This window comes from Flavobacterium sp. GNP008 (assembly GCF_056428965.1).
Genome location: NZ_JBWJVL010000002.1, coordinates 363,085 through 380,910 on the forward strand (window position 1 = coordinate 363,085; position 17,826 = coordinate 380,910).

Annotated in this window: 14 protein-coding genes; 7 read left to right on the forward strand and 7 right to left on the reverse strand. The window is 32.7% G+C overall.

All coding sequences use genetic code 11. The features are described from left to right. Positions 1 to 325: 325 nt before the first annotated feature. The 4 genes from AC0608_RS07920 to AC0608_RS07935 form a co-directional block, all read right to left on the reverse strand. Positions 326 to 1,192 carry a fimbrial biogenesis chaperone gene (locus tag AC0608_RS07920; RefSeq protein WP_478288693.1) on the reverse strand — a complete coding sequence of 289 codons (867 nt, stop codon included), beginning with the start codon at positions 1,190 to 1,192 and terminating at the stop codon, positions 326 to 328. Positions 1,193 to 1,297: 105 nt separating this feature from the next. Then, positions 1,298 to 1,828 (reverse strand): DUF4402 domain-containing protein, encoded by a 531-nt coding sequence (locus AC0608_RS07925; RefSeq protein WP_478288694.1) that lies wholly within the window; start codon positions 1,826 to 1,828, stop codon positions 1,298 to 1,300. 409 nt (positions 1,829 to 2,237) lie between these two features. Beyond that, positions 2,238 to 2,648: a response regulator gene (locus AC0608_RS07930; RefSeq protein ID WP_478288695.1), complete on the reverse strand. Its 411-nt coding sequence runs from the start codon at positions 2,646 to 2,648 to the stop codon at positions 2,238 to 2,240. Between the two features lie 83 nt (positions 2,649 to 2,731). Continuing rightward, a complete protein-coding gene (locus AC0608_RS07935) occupies positions 2,732 to 3,493 on the reverse strand; it encodes a LytR/AlgR family response regulator transcription factor (RefSeq protein WP_478288696.1) in 762 nt (253 codons plus the stop codon). An 857-nt stretch (positions 3,494 to 4,350) separates the two neighbouring features. Between AC0608_RS07935 and AC0608_RS07940 the strand changes: the two genes are divergently transcribed. Beyond that, on the forward strand, positions 4,351 to 5,976 hold the full coding sequence (locus AC0608_RS07940) for an amidase (protein WP_478288697.1): 1,626 nt from the start codon (positions 4,351 to 4,353) through the stop codon (positions 5,974 to 5,976). Between the two features lie 44 nt (positions 5,977 to 6,020). Here the strand turns inward: AC0608_RS07940 and AC0608_RS07945 are convergent, their stop codons facing one another. Genes AC0608_RS07945 through AC0608_RS07955 form a run of 3 tightly spaced genes read right to left on the reverse strand, consistent with a single transcriptional unit; the run spans position 6,021 to position 7,965 of the window. Next, positions 6,021 to 6,665, reverse strand: a complete 645-nt coding sequence (locus AC0608_RS07945; protein ID WP_478288698.1) for an endonuclease III domain-containing protein — start codon at positions 6,663 to 6,665, stop codon at positions 6,021 to 6,023. Between the two features lie 4 nt (positions 6,666 to 6,669). Beyond that, positions 6,670 to 7,059 carry a peptide-methionine (R)-S-oxide reductase MsrB gene (gene msrB / locus AC0608_RS07950; protein ID WP_478288699.1) on the reverse strand — a complete coding sequence of 130 codons (390 nt, stop codon included), beginning with the start codon at positions 7,057 to 7,059 and terminating at the stop codon, positions 6,670 to 6,672. Between the two features lie 39 nt (positions 7,060 to 7,098). Then, the gene (locus AC0608_RS07955) at positions 7,099 to 7,965 is read right to left on the reverse strand and encodes an alpha/beta fold hydrolase (RefSeq protein WP_478288700.1); all 867 of its coding nucleotides are present in this window, start codon (positions 7,963 to 7,965) and stop codon (positions 7,099 to 7,101) included. A 165-nt stretch (positions 7,966 to 8,130) separates the two neighbouring features. Between AC0608_RS07955 and AC0608_RS07960 the strand changes: the two genes are divergently transcribed. From AC0608_RS07960 to AC0608_RS07985, 6 genes are all read left to right on the forward strand, one after another. Further along, positions 8,131 to 9,552, forward strand: a complete 1,422-nt coding sequence (locus AC0608_RS07960; protein ID WP_478288701.1) for a glycogen synthase — start codon at positions 8,131 to 8,133, stop codon at positions 9,550 to 9,552. After that, on the forward strand, positions 9,549 to 10,829 hold the full coding sequence (locus tag AC0608_RS07965) for a glucose-1-phosphate adenylyltransferase (protein WP_478288702.1): 1,281 nt from the start codon (positions 9,549 to 9,551) through the stop codon (positions 10,827 to 10,829). Before AC0608_RS07960 ends, AC0608_RS07965 begins: the two co-directional genes overlap by 4 nt. A gap of 70 nt (positions 10,830 to 10,899) precedes the next feature. After that, positions 10,900 to 12,807, forward strand: coding sequence for a 1,4-alpha-glucan branching protein GlgB (gene glgB, locus AC0608_RS07970; RefSeq protein WP_478288703.1), 1,908 nt, complete (start codon positions 10,900 to 10,902; stop codon positions 12,805 to 12,807). A 197-nt stretch (positions 12,808 to 13,004) separates the two neighbouring features. Then, entirely contained in the window at positions 13,005 to 15,404 is a 2,400-nt protein-coding gene (locus AC0608_RS07975; protein WP_478288704.1) for a glycoside hydrolase family 31 protein, read from the forward strand. An 88-nt stretch (positions 15,405 to 15,492) separates the two neighbouring features. Further along, positions 15,493 to 16,308 carry a M48 family metallopeptidase gene (locus AC0608_RS07980; RefSeq protein WP_478288705.1) on the forward strand — a complete coding sequence of 272 codons (816 nt, stop codon included), beginning with the start codon at positions 15,493 to 15,495 and terminating at the stop codon, positions 16,306 to 16,308. 188 nt (positions 16,309 to 16,496) lie between these two features. Continuing rightward, entirely contained in the window at positions 16,497 to 17,825 is a 1,329-nt protein-coding gene (locus tag AC0608_RS07985) for an MFS transporter (protein WP_478288706.1), read from the forward strand. The last annotated feature ends 1 nt before the right edge of the window (position 17,826 follow it).

Below are 17,826 nucleotides of genomic sequence, written 5' to 3' on the forward strand. Positions count from 1 at the left end.
TTCGGCTTGCTATATTTTATGAAATGTAAATGGAGTAATCTTTTTAAGTCCGTTTTAGAAAAAAAGTAGTTTTATTATTTGTTTCCTGTTGGATACAATTATTCAAAACGTCAGCTCGAGTTTTTTTGGACTACAACGGAACAAATAATGTATCGATAACCCTTTTTAATAATATTTCCCAAGTTCTAGGTGCAATTATTTTTCAAAAATTTACTCTATCCCACAAAATTAGCATCAAAAAATAATTAGACCTAATGGATTTTAGATTGCTAATTTTAACCGTTACTTTATAAAAATCGAGAGAAAATTATAAAAAAAAAGATTCTTATTTGGATCCATTAAGAACCGTATCAAGTACATAATCTTTTTTAGCTGACAAATCCAAAAAAGACTCGGCGTAAACAGCCACTTGATTTAATGTAAAATAAAGCACCTGTAGTTTTCCCTTGGAAAAATCAATATTTGGAATAGTATTGAGTTTAATTTTGGTTTTGCGTATATTTCCCGGAGCATATATTGCAAAGCCTTTTATTAGTCCTACATTAGTGCTGCCTCCCTCTGGAGAAATATAATTGACATTCAGTTCCCCATATGCCGATTGATTGCCTGTGCGGTTAATATCCAAGCATAGATCCTGGGATTCAATCAATACTAAATTAGATAAAGACACTACCGTGTTTGCAGTTCCTATCGTAATAATATTTGCAATTGAAATCCCATAAACAGGCGTTAATTGAATATCTAAACTCTTTGGTTTGAGTGTATCTGTTGCGGTTTTTTCGATTTCTAAAAGTTTTGTTTTAGGAACAGCACGGAAATAAAGATGGGAACGGTATTCACCTTCTTTTAATTCGCTAGTTTTAATGAGTTGAATTTTTACTACCTGTGATTCATTGGGCGCCAATGTTATAGTGCGCGGATAATAACGAAGATAGGGTGAGGCGAAATTTTGATTTTCTTCTGGTTCTTCAATCGTATTGAATTTACCAGTTTCATCCATTTGAATCTGATTGTATGATAATCTATACGTTGTAGTATCCTTACCGGTATTGGATAAATTAACATTTTGAACCCGGCTTTGAATTCCGTCAAAGACAATACGTTTTGGGAATACCATTAAATCGCCTTGTGCCAGTAATGGAAACGTAAAATTTAATAATAGGACAAGAATAAGAACCCATTTTTTAGTCATGAGAGTATTTTATTTTATAATATTTTGCTTTTTTATTCAACAGAATAAGCAACCTTAAATAATATAAAAAAGGGTGCTTATTTCTAAGCACCCTTTTTATTTATTTTAGTTATAATTTACTGTAACAGTAAAACCGGTAGCGTTCTCATATAAGCCAACAGCTTGATCAGTTCCAACATTTAGCGTAGCTCCAACAGTGAAGTTTTGGGTACCACTAGCCAAAGCACCTATACCATTGGCAAGTGAGCTTGTAAAAGTATCAACTAACATAGTTTTGGTTGTTCCTGTACCTGTAGCTGCAGTTGTAAGTGTAAGAGAAGTTGGTAACGTAATAGTATAACCATAAGATCCTTCACCTGTTACTGTAAATGCAGCAGCGGTAGGAGATCCAGTAGATGTAGTTAATTTAACTCCGCCAGTTGGAGTTCTAACAGCTAAAGGACTCATAACTAATGTACCTGCAGTACCTGTTGCAAAAGAACCGAAAGCCATAGCGGCTGTTTTACTAATTGCAATTGGCGCAACAATAGTTGTACTTGCAGAAGAAGTGGCAGAAGCACTTTGTTGTGCCAAAACGCTTGAACTAAACACAGTAGACATAGCCACAATAGATAAAAGTAATGTAATTTTTTTCATCGTAAAAGAATTTGGGGTTGAGATTAAGAAGCAAATACAGGTTTTGTCCAGATCCTTAATCAGTTTAAATAATTTGTTTTGTACTGGATAAAACACCAATTACGTTGCAAATGTATTTAGTCAATTGATATCTGTAAAACGAGAAGTAACAAGTGATCTCTACTACGGTATAAGTGAAAAATAAGAAAGAAAAAGACTTTCGATATACATTAAGAAAAGCTTTATTTTTTTGGAGTACTTGTTTTTTAACGCTAAAAAAACGTTAAAAATTTAAATTTAACTAAAATTATTTGAATATTCAATAATTTAAAGTTTTTATAAAAAAGTGTTTTTTATGACTTTTTTAATTTTCTGTTTTAAAAAAGTTTAAATTGAATTTACTTTCATTTTTAAAATTAGAAAAAGAATATTAATCGGGTATAATTCGATCCAGAAATTCTTTTGTAATGGGTTTTTGATGAAAAGAAACCACATTTGGAGTTCTACAAACCCTGGCAATATCGAGATCATCAATTGTGTTTGAAATAATAAATACTTTAGACTTATTTTTCACATTCGACGGCAGTTTGTCATAAGCTTCTAGGAATTCAAAACCCGAAAAATGGGGCATGTATAAATCTATAAAAATTATCTGAGGTATCTGGTTCGTGTTTTCCTGATTTTCTTCTAAATAAGCTAATGCTTCGCTTGCAAGTGAAAACTCGATGACTTTTTTTCCAAAATTATTATTGAGAATTATTCGAGAAGAACAGTAGCGTTCGATGGGATTATCATCAACAATTATTACTTTTTCGAATTTTGGTTTTAATTCCTTTTTCATAGTTTTTGTTTGTAAGTGCAATCATAAAGGGAATATTCATCGTTTTAAAACAAATAAATCTCCATTATTTTAGTATGAAATTGTTATTCTTTTAGCTTAATAAATTTATTAAAATCCTCTTGACGTCTTTTGGCAACGGCTAAAAGCACGCCATTAGGAAATTCGCAAAAATAGCCTTCTTTTTTAGAAATTTTCACAATATGACGCAAATTAATAATATACGAGTGGTGAATTCTAAAAAAATAGTTAGGATCTAGAATCGCACTGTATTCTCCTAAATTTTTACTGGACATAATCTTCTTCCCATTCTGGAGAAAAAAAGTAGTATATCTTCCTTCGGCCTGGCAGTAAATAATTTCTGCTTTAGTAATGAGTTCAATTTTATCTAAAGAGGATACAGCAACATAATCGTTTGGCTGGTTTAAAGAGTTTAACAGCTCAATGGCCTTAATTTTCTGATTTTGATAAGATCGCTCCATTTTAATTCTTTTAATTACTTTGTATAAAGCTAAAATTAGAGAATTAAAATCGACGGGTTTTAAAATAAAATCAATCGCGTTTTGCTTAAATGCTTTTACAGCATCTTGTTTATTGGCGGAAATGAATACCAGTTTAGGAATACTCAGTTCTAATTCATTGAGCATATCAAAAAAAATATCATCTTTAAAGGAAATATCTAATAATACGAGATCTGGTTTTTGTAATTGTATACTATTGATTCCTTCGATTATAGAGGTAGTTTCGTTTACTATTTTAAGAATCATAAAGTTTTCTTTTTCAAATTTTTTAATGATTTGTAAAGTGTCTTTCTCTTTCGTAATAATTACGGCATTAATGGGGATCATAGGTGTGTACTTAAGGGATAATTTATCTTTAAAACCGACGAATATCATTAATTTTAATGTAGAGTATTCATTTTGAGTTTAGTAGGAAAAAGATAAAATGATAATTTTGTGTTTCGAAAATAAAACAATAAACAGCAATATTATGAAGTAGTTCTTTTAAAAAAAATAAAAGTAATAATCGTTATGTTTCCTGTATTAAGTGTTATTAAAAAGGTTGTTTTGCTAAAACAGTAATAATTTTTTTAATTTAATTTTGGTGTTTGTATTAAAGCAATGAGATTTACATTTCTTTATTTTTTATTTGAGCTCATAAAGGATTAAGAATTCACAATTAAGTACTAGTCTTTTGATCCGTTTGAAATAAATTTTAGAATTCATCCATTTTAATGCTTTTAAGCAAGATAGCATTGATTCTTGATAAAAAGAACTGTTTATGAAACTATGTTTTTTATTTTGCATTCTCACAACGGATTGTGAGTTTATTATTGGTGATGCTACCTTAGTAATTTTAGAAAGTTAAGAAATTCAGAGTAACAACCAATTCAAAACATAATTATTCAATTTTTAGGAATACATTAAAAAAAGCCTTTAATGTAATATTGCGTTCAAAAGCTTGGTTTTCGGTTGCATAAGAGTACCTAATTTTTCGGAAGAGCACACCTTTAAAATTATCTTACAATGATAGTTAACACATTTTAAAAAAAAATAACAGCAATATAAATTATAAAGAAATTCGAATGTTTAGAATAATATTGCTTTTACCATTGATCTCGATAATAATTCCTTGTATTTGCTAAAAAAAAACTACTTTAGAAAATTAATTTCAATAAAATATTCTCAACTAAATAATTCAGTCAATGAAAAGAAGATCTTTTTTAACCACAGCTACACTTGCTTCAGCAGGACTAACCACGCTTTTGATTACAGGCTGTACTTCGAGCACAAAAAAAAATGATAAAGAATCAGCAACTGTTGGAAACGCAACTGTAGCCTTTGAACTGGATGAAGAAACAATAGGCAGTTTAAGAGAAAAATTAGCATCCGGAAAATACACTTCAGAACAATTAGTCCAGTTGTATTTAAAACGTATTGAAACTATTGATAAAAATGGACCACAGTTGAATTCGGTTATTGAAGTCAATCCCGATGCTGTTTCCATTGCTCAAGAAATTGATAAAGAAATAAAAGCGGGTAAGTCTAGAGGCCCTTTACATGGTATCCCAGTTTTGATAAAAGACAACATTGATACCGGAGATAAAATGCAAACAACTGCAGGATCTTTGGCCATGGAGGGAAACATTGCTTCAAAAGATGCTTTTGTAGTTAAACAACTCAGAGCTGCTGGAGCTGTAATTATAGGAAAAACAAATTTAAGCGAATGGGCAAATTTTCGTTCTACTCAATCGTGCTCTGGATGGAGTAGCAGAGGCGGTCAAACAAAGAATGCCTATATTTTGGATCATAATCCCTGCGGATCTAGTGCGGGTTCAGGAGCTGCGGTGTCAGCGAATCTTTGTGTAGTTGCTGTTGGCACTGAAACTGATGGTTCAATTGTTTGTCCTGCATCTGTAAATGGTGTTGTAGGGATCAAACCTACAGTAGGTTTAGTTAGCAGATCTGGAATTATTCCTATTTCAAAAACGCAAGATACGGCCGGTCCAATGGCAAGAACTGTAACGGATGCCGCGATTTTACTGGGCGTTATGGCTGCTATCGATAGTGAAGATTCAGTAACGCTTGAAAGCAAAGGAAAAACTCAAAAGGATTACACAACGTTTTTAGATGTAAATGCTTTGAAAGGCAAACGCATCGGAATTGAGAAAAAACCGCAAGGAAATAATAAATACATGAATCAACTTTTAGATGACGCTAAAGAGCTATTAATAACGAAGGGAGCGACTATTATCGAAATCGACTATTTGGATAAAATTAATGCATTGGGTCAAGCTGAATTTGAAGTTTTGCAGTACGAATTTAAAGACGGATTGAATAAATATTTAGCTACAGCTAATGCAAAAGTAAAAACATTAAAAGAGGTAATTGATTTTAATAACGCTAATGAAGACAAGGCAATGCCTTATTTTAAACAAGAAACATTGGAGAGTTCTAATGCCAAAAAAGGATTAGAAGATAAAACATATAAGGAGGCTTTAACAGTAAGTTTTGCAGGAACCAAGGGTGTTTTAAATGCTGTTTTTGAAAAAAATAAGTTAGATGCTATATGTGGGATTACCATGGGGCCGGCTTGTAGTATTGATATGATTTACGGTGATCGTTGGGGAGGATATTCTTTGACTTCTCCCGCTGCTGCTAGTGGTTATCCACATATTACAGTTCCTTGTGGAATGGTTTATGATTTACCTGTTGGATTATCTTTTTTTGGAACTTCCTATACGGAGGGGAAATTAATAGGATTGGGTTACGCATATGAACAAGCATCTAAAAAGCGAGTTACAGCCACATTAAAAGCTTCTTTTTTATAAAATAATAATTTTAAAAAAAATAAAAGGGCAAAAGTAAATCGCTTTTACCCTTTTATTTTTTTATAATAGGCACATATTTCAGTAATACAACATTCGTGACATTTAGGTTGTGGTCTACAAATTTCTCTTCCTAAGAATGAAATAGCCATTCCAATTTCATCCCAAATTTCCCTAGGTAATACTTCCATGAGTTGTTTTTCAGCTTTAATTCCATCTTTGGTTTCGGGTATTAATCCAACTCTGGGGGCCACTCTAATAACATGTAAATCGGCAATAATTCCTTTCGTTGGAACTTTTGCTTCCCGCATAATCACATTAGCTGATTTTCTTCCAATGCCTTTTAGTGCAACTAAACTTTCCATAGTAAGCGGAATGTTTTCATCTTTTTGGATGGTCTGCGCTATTTCTATAAGCCAGTTGGCTTTGATACTAAAATTCCTGACTTTAGAAATATGAGGAATCAATACCTGGATATCAGTAGTAGCTAAACGCTCTATATTTGGATACGATTTAAATAGATTAGGGGCAATTTTATTAATATTTGTATCGGAATCTTGTGCAGATAAAACAACCATTACGACAAGTTGGTATAAATTATGGTATTCTAACGGGTGTTTTCTCCCTTGATATTTTGTTAGAATAGGTTTTAATTTTTCAGCCCAGTCAATAGTATTTCCAAATAGATCCATGGTATTATTCTTTAAAATCCACAGATAAAGAATTTACACAATAGCGCTGTCCGGTTTTGGTTGGTCCGTCATCAAACACATGTCCGAGGTGACTACCACAATTGGCACACAAGATTTCAGTACGTTTCATTCCGTGTGTTACATCTGAAATATATTCAACTTTTCCAGGAATAGATTCATCAAAGGAAGGCCAACCGCAATGTGCATCAAACTTGGAGTTGCTTTCAAACAAAGGCTCACCGCAAGCTCCACAGCAATAGGTTCCCTTTTCATAGTGCAAATTGTATGTTCCGGTATGCGGATATTCAGTTCCTTTTTGTCGAAGAATTTTGTAGCGTTCCTCTCCCAATTGCTCTTTCCATTCTTGTACTGTTTTTTCTAAAGGGTATTTCATGATTTTAAGTTTTTTATAGTATATAACGTTACTTATCAGTTATTTGTTTTGGATAAATTGAACCGTTCTTTCAATTACATTAGTGTTACCTAGAATTTTTCGATGTCCTAATCCGTTAGTGAGCAGTAAAGCGCCGTTTTTCAAATATTTATGAATGTGTATTCCTGCTTTTACCGGAACTTCAGTGTCATCATTATCATGGATAACCAATACAGGAATTCTAATTTCTTTTGCAGCCAGAGAAGCAGAATAGCTGTTCATTTTTTCGCCGTATTTTTTTTCAAAATGCAAACGCAGAAGGGTACTTATATTTGGTTTCAATTCTAATTTAGCCACAAAATCATCCATAATATCTTCAACAATATCGCCACTGCCAATAAGTACAGCATGCTCTACTTTTAACCCTTTTTTTACAGCATTCAAAACAGACATTCCTCCCAATGAATGGCCAATCGCAGCTTCAAAAGGTCCAAATTGTTTGTCTATTTCTAAAATTGAAGCAATAAAGTCGACCATAATAGTGGTTTTTCCAGGTGATTTACCATGTGCTGGTGCATCAAAACTAATAGTTGAATATCCCACTTTAAGTAATTCATCCGCTATTTTGAATAGTTGTGTGCCTCGGCCAGACCAACCATGAACCAGTAAAATTTTCTTTTCACTTTTCCCATACTCATATAAGATAACCTCTTTATTAATTGTAGGAATCTTAATTAGTTTTTGGATACTATTTAGCTCCATTTCTAATTCTCTTTTTGGAATTTTGTGTTTTATAGGTGTAGTAAATAATTTGGCAGCAAATAGGGTTATTAGTTTTGGCGAAATAAAAGAGATTAATTTACTCGTTAATAAGATAATCTTAGGAATTTTCAATGATTTCGTATGAATAGAAGTTTTTTTTGTCATTTCAATAAATTTTCATGCGAGTAATATTGTTAATTTTTTTTTACTAAATTTAGAAAACATAAAAGTAGTATTTTTTATAAAGTTTTTATTGGTATTTACATAAAAGGCGAAAATAATAGATACTTTACGGTATTCAAATTAACTGAAAACAACAAAATTTCATATATGGAAATATTTCATATCAGTGCAGAGTGTTATCCTGTAGCAAAAGTAGGTGGTTTAGCTGATGTGGTGGGAGCATTACCAAAATATCAAAATAATGCGGGACATTCAGTGCGAGTCATCGTGCCTTGCCATGATACAAAATTCAAGAAAGACCATGATTTTGAATGTGTACATTGGGGTCATGTAAAATTGGGAGACTTTAATTTTGCTTTTAATATTCTAAAAGAAAAAACTGATATACTTGGATTTGAGTTGTATTTAGTTGAAATTCCGGAATTATTTGACCGAAAAGATGTTTATGGTTACGAAGATGATATAGAGCGTTTTTTATCTTTTCAAATTGCCGCATTAGATTGGATATCAGGTAGAAATGAAGTTCCGGATGTTATCAATTGTCATGATCATCATTCCGGATTAATTCCTTTTATGATGTTGTATTCACATAAATATGAAAAACTACGCAACACGCCTTCCATGATTACCATTCATAATGGTTTGTATCAAGGACAGTTTGGGTTTGATAAATTGCATTATATACCGGAATTTGATTTGTCTCATGTGAAAGTCTTAGAATGGGATAAGTGCATTAATTCATTGGCTGTAGCGATCAAATGTGCTTGGGCGGTTACGACAGTCTCACCAAATTATCTAAATGAAATTAACTATTCAGCCAATGGATTAGAATCATTATTTAATCTGGTACGTTATAAATCCAAAGGAATTTTGAACGGAATTGATATCGAAGTTTGGGATCCGGAGCAAGATGCAATGTTGGAAAAAAATTATTCAATTAAAAATTTCGAAAACGGCAAACAGGAAAACAAAGAAAAATTGTGTAATCTTTTTAATTTAGATCCAACTAAACCACTTTTTAGTTTTATTGGAAGATTATTAGAAGAAAAGGGAGGCGATTTATTGCCACAGGCTGCAGCTCTTTCATTATCCGAGAACTATCAGCAAATTAATATTTTGATTTTAGGTTCCGGAAATACTTTGATTGAAAATCAATTGAATTGTTTGTTGAAAGATTACAAAGGGAATTATAATACGTTTATTGGCTATAATGAAGAATTAGCACACTTGATTTATGCGGGTTCTGATTTTCTATTAATGCCTTCCAGAGTAGAACCTTGCGGGTTGAACCAAATGTATTCTCTACGTTATGGAACTATTCCTATTGTGCGACGAACGGGAGGGTTGAAAGATACTGTAGTCGATTTTGGTGATAATGGAAATGGGATTTGTCACGATCAGGCTACTGTTGGAGATATTTGTTATTCAATCCAAAGAGCTATAAACGTTTACGATGACAAGGCACATCTCAATAAAATCAGAAAAATAGGAATGAACACAGACCATTCTTGGGAGCGTGTTTGTCTGGAATATATAGAAATGTACAATCTAATAATTAACAAGAAATGAAAGCTAAAAAGAAAAATGTTATTGCAATTATTTTAGGCGGAGGACAAGGATCCAGATTATATCCATTGACAGAAACAAGATCTAAACCTGCAGTACCAATAGGAGGTAAATATAGATTGGTTGATATTCCTATTTCAAATTGTATGAATTCAGATATTTATAGAATGTTTGTATTGACACAATTTAACTCAGCTTCTCTAAATGCACACATTAAAAATACCTATAATTTTAGTATTTTTAGCCATGCTTTTGTTGATATTCTAGCTGCGGAACAAACTCCTGATAATCCAACGTGGTTTCAAGGTACTGCGGATGCTGTCAGACAATGTATGCCACATTTTTTGAATCATGATTTTGATTACGCTTTGATACTTTCCGGAGATCAATTGTATCAGATGGATTTTGATGCAATGTTAGAAGAACATATCAAAAGAGAAGCTGATATCACAATTGCTACTTTACCGGTGAATGCTAAAGATGCGCCTGAATTTGGAATATTAAAGACAAATTCTGAAAATTGTATTGAGTCTTTTATTGAAAAACCAGCTAAAGAGCTTTTGCCGAATTGGGAATCCGATGTGAGTGAACAAATGAAAAACGAAGGCAAGCATTATTTAGCCTCGATGGGAATCTACATCTTCAATAAAAAATTGTTGGTAGACATCATGTCTAATACAGAAACCAAAGATTTTGGTAAAGAAATTATTCCACAAGCTGTAGGGAATAAAAAAATATTAAGCTATCAATACGAAGGATATTGGACTGATATTGGTAATATTGATTCCTTTTTTGAGGCTAATATAGGATTAACAGAAGACTTGCCTAAATTTAATTTATTCGATAACGACAACAAAATTTATACAAGACCTAGATTATTGCCTCCTTCTAAATTCCAAAAAACAATGGTTGATAAATCATTAATTTCTGAAGGTTGTATATTGAATGCTAAAGAAATCAATCATTCCGTGATTGGTATTAGATCCAGAATAGGTGAGGGAACTATAATTCAAAATTGTTATGTAATGGGAAATGATTTCTATCAGAATATTTGTGATATGAATGAAGATCTCCAAAACAACAAACAGTTAATAGGTATTGGCGAAAGATGTTTTATAAACAATGCCCTTGTGGACAAAAATTGCCGCATTGGTAATGATGTTTACATCAATGGAGGCAATCATTTAGAAGACTTTTCTAATGAATTGTACGCTATAAAAGATGGAATTGTTGTCATTAAAAAAGGAGCAGTTATACCAGATAATTACATCATAAAGTAAATTTACAAACTGTTTTTTCTTAAACTAATATTCTATTCTTTTTAGAAAAATAGAATTATATAATTGTTATATGAGCAAAGTTATTTCGCATTCTCTTTTTACAGATTTTGATATCGATTTATTTAAAGCAGGCAAACATTTTCGGCTCTACGAAAAATTGGGAGCACATCTCATTTCAGTTGATGGGGTCGAGGGTGTTTACTTTGCGGTTTGGGCTCCCACAGCTCATACAGTTTCAGTTGTTGGGGATTTCAATTTCTGGACTCAAGGAGAACATCCGTTAGCAGTTCGTTGGGATTCTTCCGGTATTTGGGAAGGGTTTATTCCTAATGTTCAAAAAGGAACAACTTATAAATATAAAATTGAATCCAATAATAATGGAATTGTCACGGAGAAAGCAGATCCATTTGCTTTTTACTGTGAAAAACCACCACATACTGCTTCTGTAGTTTGGGATTTGGATTATAAATGGAAAGACAATAACTGGATGGAAACACGTCAAAATCATAATGGTTTGGACAAACCCTATTCCGTATATGAAATACATTTAGGATCTTGGAAGCGACATACCGAAGAAAATCGATTTTTGACCTATTTAGAATTTGCCGAAGACTTAGTAAACTATGTAAAAGAAACAGGCTTTACTCATGTAGAATTTATGCCTATAATGGAATATCCGTACGATCCTTCTTGGGGGTACCAGTTAGTGGGATATTTTGCGCCAACTTCCCGTTTCGGGAATCCGCAAGAATTCATGTATCTGGTAGATAAATTACATGAAGCGGAAATTGGAGTTATTCTGGACTGGGTTCCATCGCATTTTCCAGATGACGCACATGGTTTAGGTTATTTTGATGGTTCAAATCTTTTTGAGCATCCTGATCGTAGAAAAGGGTATCATCCGGATTGGAAAAGTTTAGTATTTAATTATGGACGGAATGAAGTGCGTTCCTTCTTAATCAGTAATGCTTTATTTTGGTTGCATCATTATCATGCCGATGCGTTGCGTGTAGATGCCGTTGCTTCGATGCTATACTTAGATTATTCTAGAAAGGAAGGTGAATGGGAACCAAATATTTATGGTGGCAGAGAAAATCTAGATACAATTAGTTTTCTCAAGGAATTTAATGAAGCAGTGTACTCTAATTTTGAAGGAGTACAAACCATTGCTGAGGAAAGTACTTCTTTTCCTATGGTTTCAAGACCTACATCCGTTGGTGGTTTAGGTTTTGGTATGAAATGGATGATGGGCTGGATGCACGATACTTTAGAGTATTTTCAAAAGGATACCGTGTATAGAAAATACCATCAAAACGATTTGACTTTTTCGATGACCTATACTTTTTCAGAAAATTTTATGTTGCCGCTTTCGCATGACGAAGTGGTATATGGAAAGAAATCTATCGCGGGGAGAATGCCCGGCGATGAATGGCAGAAATTTGCAAATTTAAGATTGTTGTATGGTTATATGTTCATGCATCCCGGAACTAAATTATTGTTTATGGGAAGTGAATTTGGACAAAGTAGTGAATGGAATTTTGAAGGAAGTTTAGATTGGCATTTACTGCAATATCCGTTTCATGCGGGTGTCAAAAAATTGATTACTGATTTGAATAAATTGTACAAAACAGAACCTGCTTTGCATGAAAAACAATTTAGTCCGGAAGGTTTTGAATGGATTAACTACTCTGATCATCAAAATGCTGTGATGTCTTTCATTCGAAAAGGAAATGACGCAAAGGATAATGTAATAGTAGTTTGTAATTTCACACAAGTGGTGCGCTCTAATTATAGAATTGGTTTACCTAAAAAAGGTAAATTGACAGAAATTTTTAATAGTGATGCTTCAAATTATGGAGGAAGCGGAGTTTCTAACGCTAAAAAAATAGCCATTGAGGCCATGCCTTATGATGGAAGAGATTATTCTATAGCGTTGCTTTTGCCTCCTTTGAGCGTTACTGTTTTTAAAATTTCATAGGTATAAAATAGTTAAATTTTGAATTATGTATAACTAATGGTTTTCATTTATAATGGAAACCATTAGTACATATAGTTGATTGTTATATTAAAATATACTATATCGTTTTCGAGAATAAAACCCATATATATAACTGTTTACAAAGTAATTTTGTAAGTTTGAGTTCTAGAAAAAGATTAAAATTAATACCATATAAAATGATTACAAATACAGAATTAGAATATAAAGGTGATTTATATCCCACAAAAATAACTTCTTTTGAGCATGAAGTAGATTCAATATTTTTTCATACTGATAATAGTGTCATCTTAAAAGTAACCGTATTAAGAGATAGTTTAATCCGGTTTCGATTTACGACAAAAGGGTATTTCAGCAACGATTTTTCTTATGCAGTTGATAAAAATCATTCACATGGATATAATTTTCTTGAGGTTTCAGAAGAGCAGGATTATTACCAGATACAAACCAGTAAAGTAAAATGTAGAATTCAAAAAACGGATATGAGATTGTCTATTTTTGATTTAGAAGACAATATTATTTTAGAGGATGAATTGGGTTTTCATTGGGAAGAGAGCTATGAATACGGTGGGAATATCGTAAAAATGAGCAAGGCATCAAAAGATGGGGAATGTTTTTACGGACTTGGCGATAAAGCAACTCAACTAAATTTGAAAGGAAAGAGACTGGAGAATTTTGCGACAGATCAATATGCTTTTCAAAAAGATCAGGAACCGTTGTATAAAGTAGTTCCGTTTTATATTGGGTTACAAAACAAGCAATCATACGGTATTTTCTTTGATAATACGTTCAGAACCTATTTTGATTTTTGCCACGAAAGAAGAAATGTAACCAGTTATTGGGCAGAAGGTGGAGAAATGAATTACTATTTTATTTACGGGCCAGAAATGCAGGATGTTGTTACCACCTATACACATTTGACTGGAAAACCTGAATTACCGCCACTTTGGGCACTTGGATACCATCAATGTAAATGGAGTTATTATCCGGAAAGTAATTTAAAAGAAGTTGCTGCCAAATTCAGAGAGTTAAAGATTCCGTGCGATGCGTTGTATTTGGATATTGATTACATGGAAGGTTTTCGATGTTTTACTTGGAACAAAGAATATTTTCCAGATCCAAAAAGAATGGTGGCTGAATTAGCAGAAGATGGTTTTAAAACTGTTGTAATTATTGATCCAGGAATTAAAATTGACAAAGAATACGCCATTTATAAAGAAGCCTTAGAAAAAGATTATTTCTGTAAAAGAGCTGACGGTCCATACATGAAAGGAAAAGTTTGGCCAGGAGAATGTAACTTTCCGGATTATACAAATCCTGCAGTACGAGAATGGTGGGCTGGTTTGTTTAAAGAATTAATTTCGGAAATTGGTGTAAAAGGAGTGTGGAATGATATGAATGAACCCGCAGTAATGGAGGTTCCTAATAAAACATTTCCTATGGATGTGCGTCACGATTACGATGGGAACCCTTGCAGTCATAGGAAAGCACATAATATTTATGGTACCCAAATGGCTAGAGCTACCTATCACGGTGTGAAACGATTTGCTTATCCAAAAAGACCTTTTGTAATCACAAGATCCGCATACGCTGGAGCACAACGCTACACGTCTTCTTGGACTGGTGATAATGTTGCCACTTGGGAACATTTATGGATTGCCAATATTCAGGTACAACGTATGTCTATTTCGGGCATGGGTTTCACTGGTTCTGACATCGGAGGATTTGCAGAACAACCTTCGGGTGAGTTGTACGCCCGTTGGATTCAATTAGGTGTTTTTCATCCTTTTTGCAGAACGCATTCGTCAGGAGATCACGGAGATCAGGAACCTTGGGCTTTTGATGAAGAAGTGATAGATATTACTAGAAAATTTGTAAATTTAAGGTACCAATTATTGCCTTATTTATATACCATGTTCTGGCAATATATAGAAGAAGGAATTCCAATGTTGAAGCCTTTGGTGTATTATGATCAGGAAGATATTCAAACACATTATAGAAATGATGAATTTGTTTTTGGAAATCAAATATTAGTTTGCCCCATTTTAGAGCCAAATTCGTTAGGAAGAAGAATGTATATTCCAAGAGGACAATGGTATAATTATTGGACCAATGAAGTAGTAAAAGGCGGAAAAGAAATTTGGGTTGATACTAAGTTTGATCAAATTCCAATTTTTGTAAAAGCAGGTGCAATCATTCCTAAATATCCTGTTCAACAGTATGTTGGGGAATTAGAATTTGATGAGTTAACTTTAGATATTTATTATAAAGAAGGGAAAGAGAAGTCAGTGGTTTATGAAGATGCTCAGGATGGGTATGATTATAAAAAAGGGCGGTATAGTTTTTTATCGTTTCAAGCCACGGGTAAAGAAAAAGAACTAATTATACAGCTTCATAAAGAAGGAAAATTTGACACTACTTATTCTAAGTATAAAATAAATCTTATCGGATTACCGTTTAAAGTTAGTACAATCGAAATTGACAACGTAGAAGTTTCATTTGATAGCAGTACTTTAGAAAAGGACGGCTATTTAATTGTTGATAAAGAGTTTACAGCTTTACATATTATTGGTGAATAACAATAATGTTGATACTTTTATATTTAATTATATAAATATAAAAGTATATAATACTTGTATTTTTGTGTAATATTTAAAATCTAAAATTATGAAAAAGCAATTATTAATAGGAGTTTTTGCAGTAGGATTAATCTATTCGTGTGCTACAAATCCTCTTACAGGGAAGAAAAGTCTAAATTTTGTTTCTAATAGCGAACTGTTTCCAACATCTTTTCAACAATATGGTACTTTTTTAAAGGAAAATAAAGTAATTACTGGAACTGCAGAGGCTAGAAAAGTGGAAGCAGTTGGGATGCGAATTAAAGCGGCAGCAGAAAAATATTTAACCTATTTAGGCCAAACACAATATCTGCAGGATTACCGTTGGGAATATAAATTAATTGACAATAAAGAAGTTAATGCTTGGTGTATGCCGGGAGGGAAAATTGTTGTTTATTCAGGGATTTTGCCAGTAACATTGAATGATTCTGGTTTGGCTACCGTAATGGGACACGAAGTATCTCACGCATTAGCTAATCATGGTGCTCAACGTATGAGTGCTTCTCAATTGCAACAATTAGGAGCGGTAGGTGTTGCAGTAGCGACTGGAGGTAAAAGTGAACAAACACAACAAATATGGGGTCAAGCATATGGATTAGGATCTCAGTTTGGTGTAATGCTTCCTTTTAGTAGAAATCATGAAACGGAAGCAGATAAAATTGGTTTGACTTTAATGGCAATTGCAGGTTATAATCCGGAGGAATCTATTACTTTCTGGTCTAGAATGGCTGCAAAATCTTCAGGTCAAGCACCACCAGAATTTATGAGTACGCACCCATCTGATGCCACAAGAATTGCTAATTTAAAAGCATTAATTCCTGAAGCTAAAGCTTTAGCAGGTAAAGTTGGTATCATTTACAAATAAGAATTTGAAAATATAAGATTAAACATTTAATAGGCTATTCTCACTTGAGGATAGCCTATTTTTTAATTTTATATTTAAGTTCAATACAATAAGATTGACATTAAAGAGCAATTTGTTAATATCTAAATTTTTTATTTTTAATAGTTAATCAACAAAAAATAAATAAATTCGCATTACAAAAATTTAATATGGCAGATTTACCAAAAGGCAATAAGAAATTGCTAAACGCTTGGGCATTTTATGATTGGGCAAATTCAGTTTATACCTTAACCATTGCATCAGCAGTATTTCCAATTTTTTATGAAGCTTTATTTTCGGAGCGTGACCATTATATAACTATTTTTGGTTTATCTCTAAAAAATTCAGCTTTAATAAGCTTTGTAACTGCCTTAGCCTTTTTAGTAGTAGCTTTTATTTCCCCTTTATTGTCTGGTATTGCTGATTATGTAGGGAATAAAAAATCATTCATGAAATTTTTCTGTTATTTGGGTGCGCTCTCCTGTATGGGACTATATTGGTTTAATCTTGAAAATATATACATTGGATTAGCTTTTTATTTTCTTGGATTGATTGGATATTGGGGGAGTTTGGTTTTTTATAATTCCTATTTACCAGACATTGCTTACGTAGCTCAACAAGATAAAATTAGTGCCAAAGGATATTCATTCGGTTATATCGGGAGTGTTCTTTTATTGATTATCAATTTAACGATGATTATGAAACCAAAACTTTTTGCAATTACAGGAACAGATGGGGAAGCTGCCATGAAAGCCATGCGATATTCATTTATTATGGTAGGAGTTTGGTGGATATTATTCAGTCAGTATACCTATTATTTTTTGCCAAAAGGGAATAAGAATGCTAATAGTAAAGTAACACACCATATTGTGTTTAATGGTTTTAAAGAGTTAAAAAAAGTTTGGATTTTATTGAAAGACAATGTACCGTTAAGACGGTATTTAGGAAGTTTTTTTGTTTCCAGTATGGCCGTACAAACGGTGATGCTTGTTGCCACTTATTTTGGCGCACAAGAAATCACTTGGTCTTCAAAAGCTGAAAGTACCACAGGTTTAATTATTTGCATTTTAATTATACAATTAATAGCTGTTGTTGGTGCGGTGCTAACTTCAAATGCTTCTAAGAAATTTGGAAATATTCCAACTTTAATTGTAATTAATTGTATTTGGGTGGTATTTTGTGCCCTTGCATTTTTTATAACCTTACCAATACATTTTTATGTTATGGCAGGGATGGCGGGGCTTGTAATGGGAGGAATTCAAGCTTTATCGCGTTCAACGTATTCAAAATTATTGCCAAAGACCCAAGACACAGCTTCTTTTTTTAGTTTTTATGATGTTGCTGAAAAAATCGGAATTGTTATTGGAATGATTATTTATGGAGTAATAGATCAAATCACCGGAAGTCCAAGATTAGCAATTGTATTCCTTGGTACATTCTTTGTTTTGGCAGTTTTATTATTAAGAAGAGTTCCAAAAAAAGGTGTTTTAAATTTATAAA

What these genes read in the sequence shown, in the direction of transcription:
- AC0608_RS07920 (WP_478288693.1), bottom strand. Translation starts at nt 1,192, where the DNA reads ATGACTAAAAAATGGGTTCTTATTCTTGTCCTATTATTAAATTTTACG.
- AC0608_RS07925 (WP_478288694.1), bottom strand. Translation starts at nt 1,828, where the DNA reads ATGAAAAAAATTACATTACTTTTATCTATTGTGGCTATGTCTACTGTG.
- AC0608_RS07930 (WP_478288695.1), bottom strand. Translation starts at nt 2,648, where the DNA reads ATGAAAAAGGAATTAAAACCAAAATTCGAAAAAGTAATAATTGTTGAT.
- AC0608_RS07935 (WP_478288696.1), bottom strand. Translation starts at nt 3,493, where the DNA reads ATGATCCCCATTAATGCCGTAATTATTACGAAAGAGAAAGACACTTTA.
- AC0608_RS07940 (WP_478288697.1), top strand. Translation starts at nt 4,351, where the DNA reads ATGAAAAGAAGATCTTTTTTAACCACAGCTACACTTGCTTCAGCAGGA.
- AC0608_RS07945 (WP_478288698.1), bottom strand. Translation starts at nt 6,665, where the DNA reads ATGGATCTATTTGGAAATACTATTGACTGGGCTGAAAAATTAAAACCT.
- msrB (WP_478288699.1), bottom strand. Translation starts at nt 7,059, where the DNA reads ATGAAATACCCTTTAGAAAAAACAGTACAAGAATGGAAAGAGCAATTG.
- AC0608_RS07955 (WP_478288700.1), bottom strand. Translation starts at nt 7,965, where the DNA reads ATGACAAAAAAAACTTCTATTCATACGAAATCATTGAAAATTCCTAAG.
- AC0608_RS07960 (WP_478288701.1), top strand. Translation starts at nt 8,131, where the DNA reads ATGGAAATATTTCATATCAGTGCAGAGTGTTATCCTGTAGCAAAAGTA.
- AC0608_RS07965 (WP_478288702.1), top strand. Translation starts at nt 9,549, where the DNA reads ATGAAAGCTAAAAAGAAAAATGTTATTGCAATTATTTTAGGCGGAGGA.
- glgB (WP_478288703.1), top strand. Translation starts at nt 10,900, where the DNA reads ATGAGCAAAGTTATTTCGCATTCTCTTTTTACAGATTTTGATATCGAT.
- AC0608_RS07975 (WP_478288704.1), top strand. Translation starts at nt 13,005, where the DNA reads ATGATTACAAATACAGAATTAGAATATAAAGGTGATTTATATCCCACA.
- AC0608_RS07980 (WP_478288705.1), top strand. Translation starts at nt 15,493, where the DNA reads ATGAAAAAGCAATTATTAATAGGAGTTTTTGCAGTAGGATTAATCTAT.
- AC0608_RS07985 (WP_478288706.1), top strand. Translation starts at nt 16,497, where the DNA reads ATGGCAGATTTACCAAAAGGCAATAAGAAATTGCTAAACGCTTGGGCA.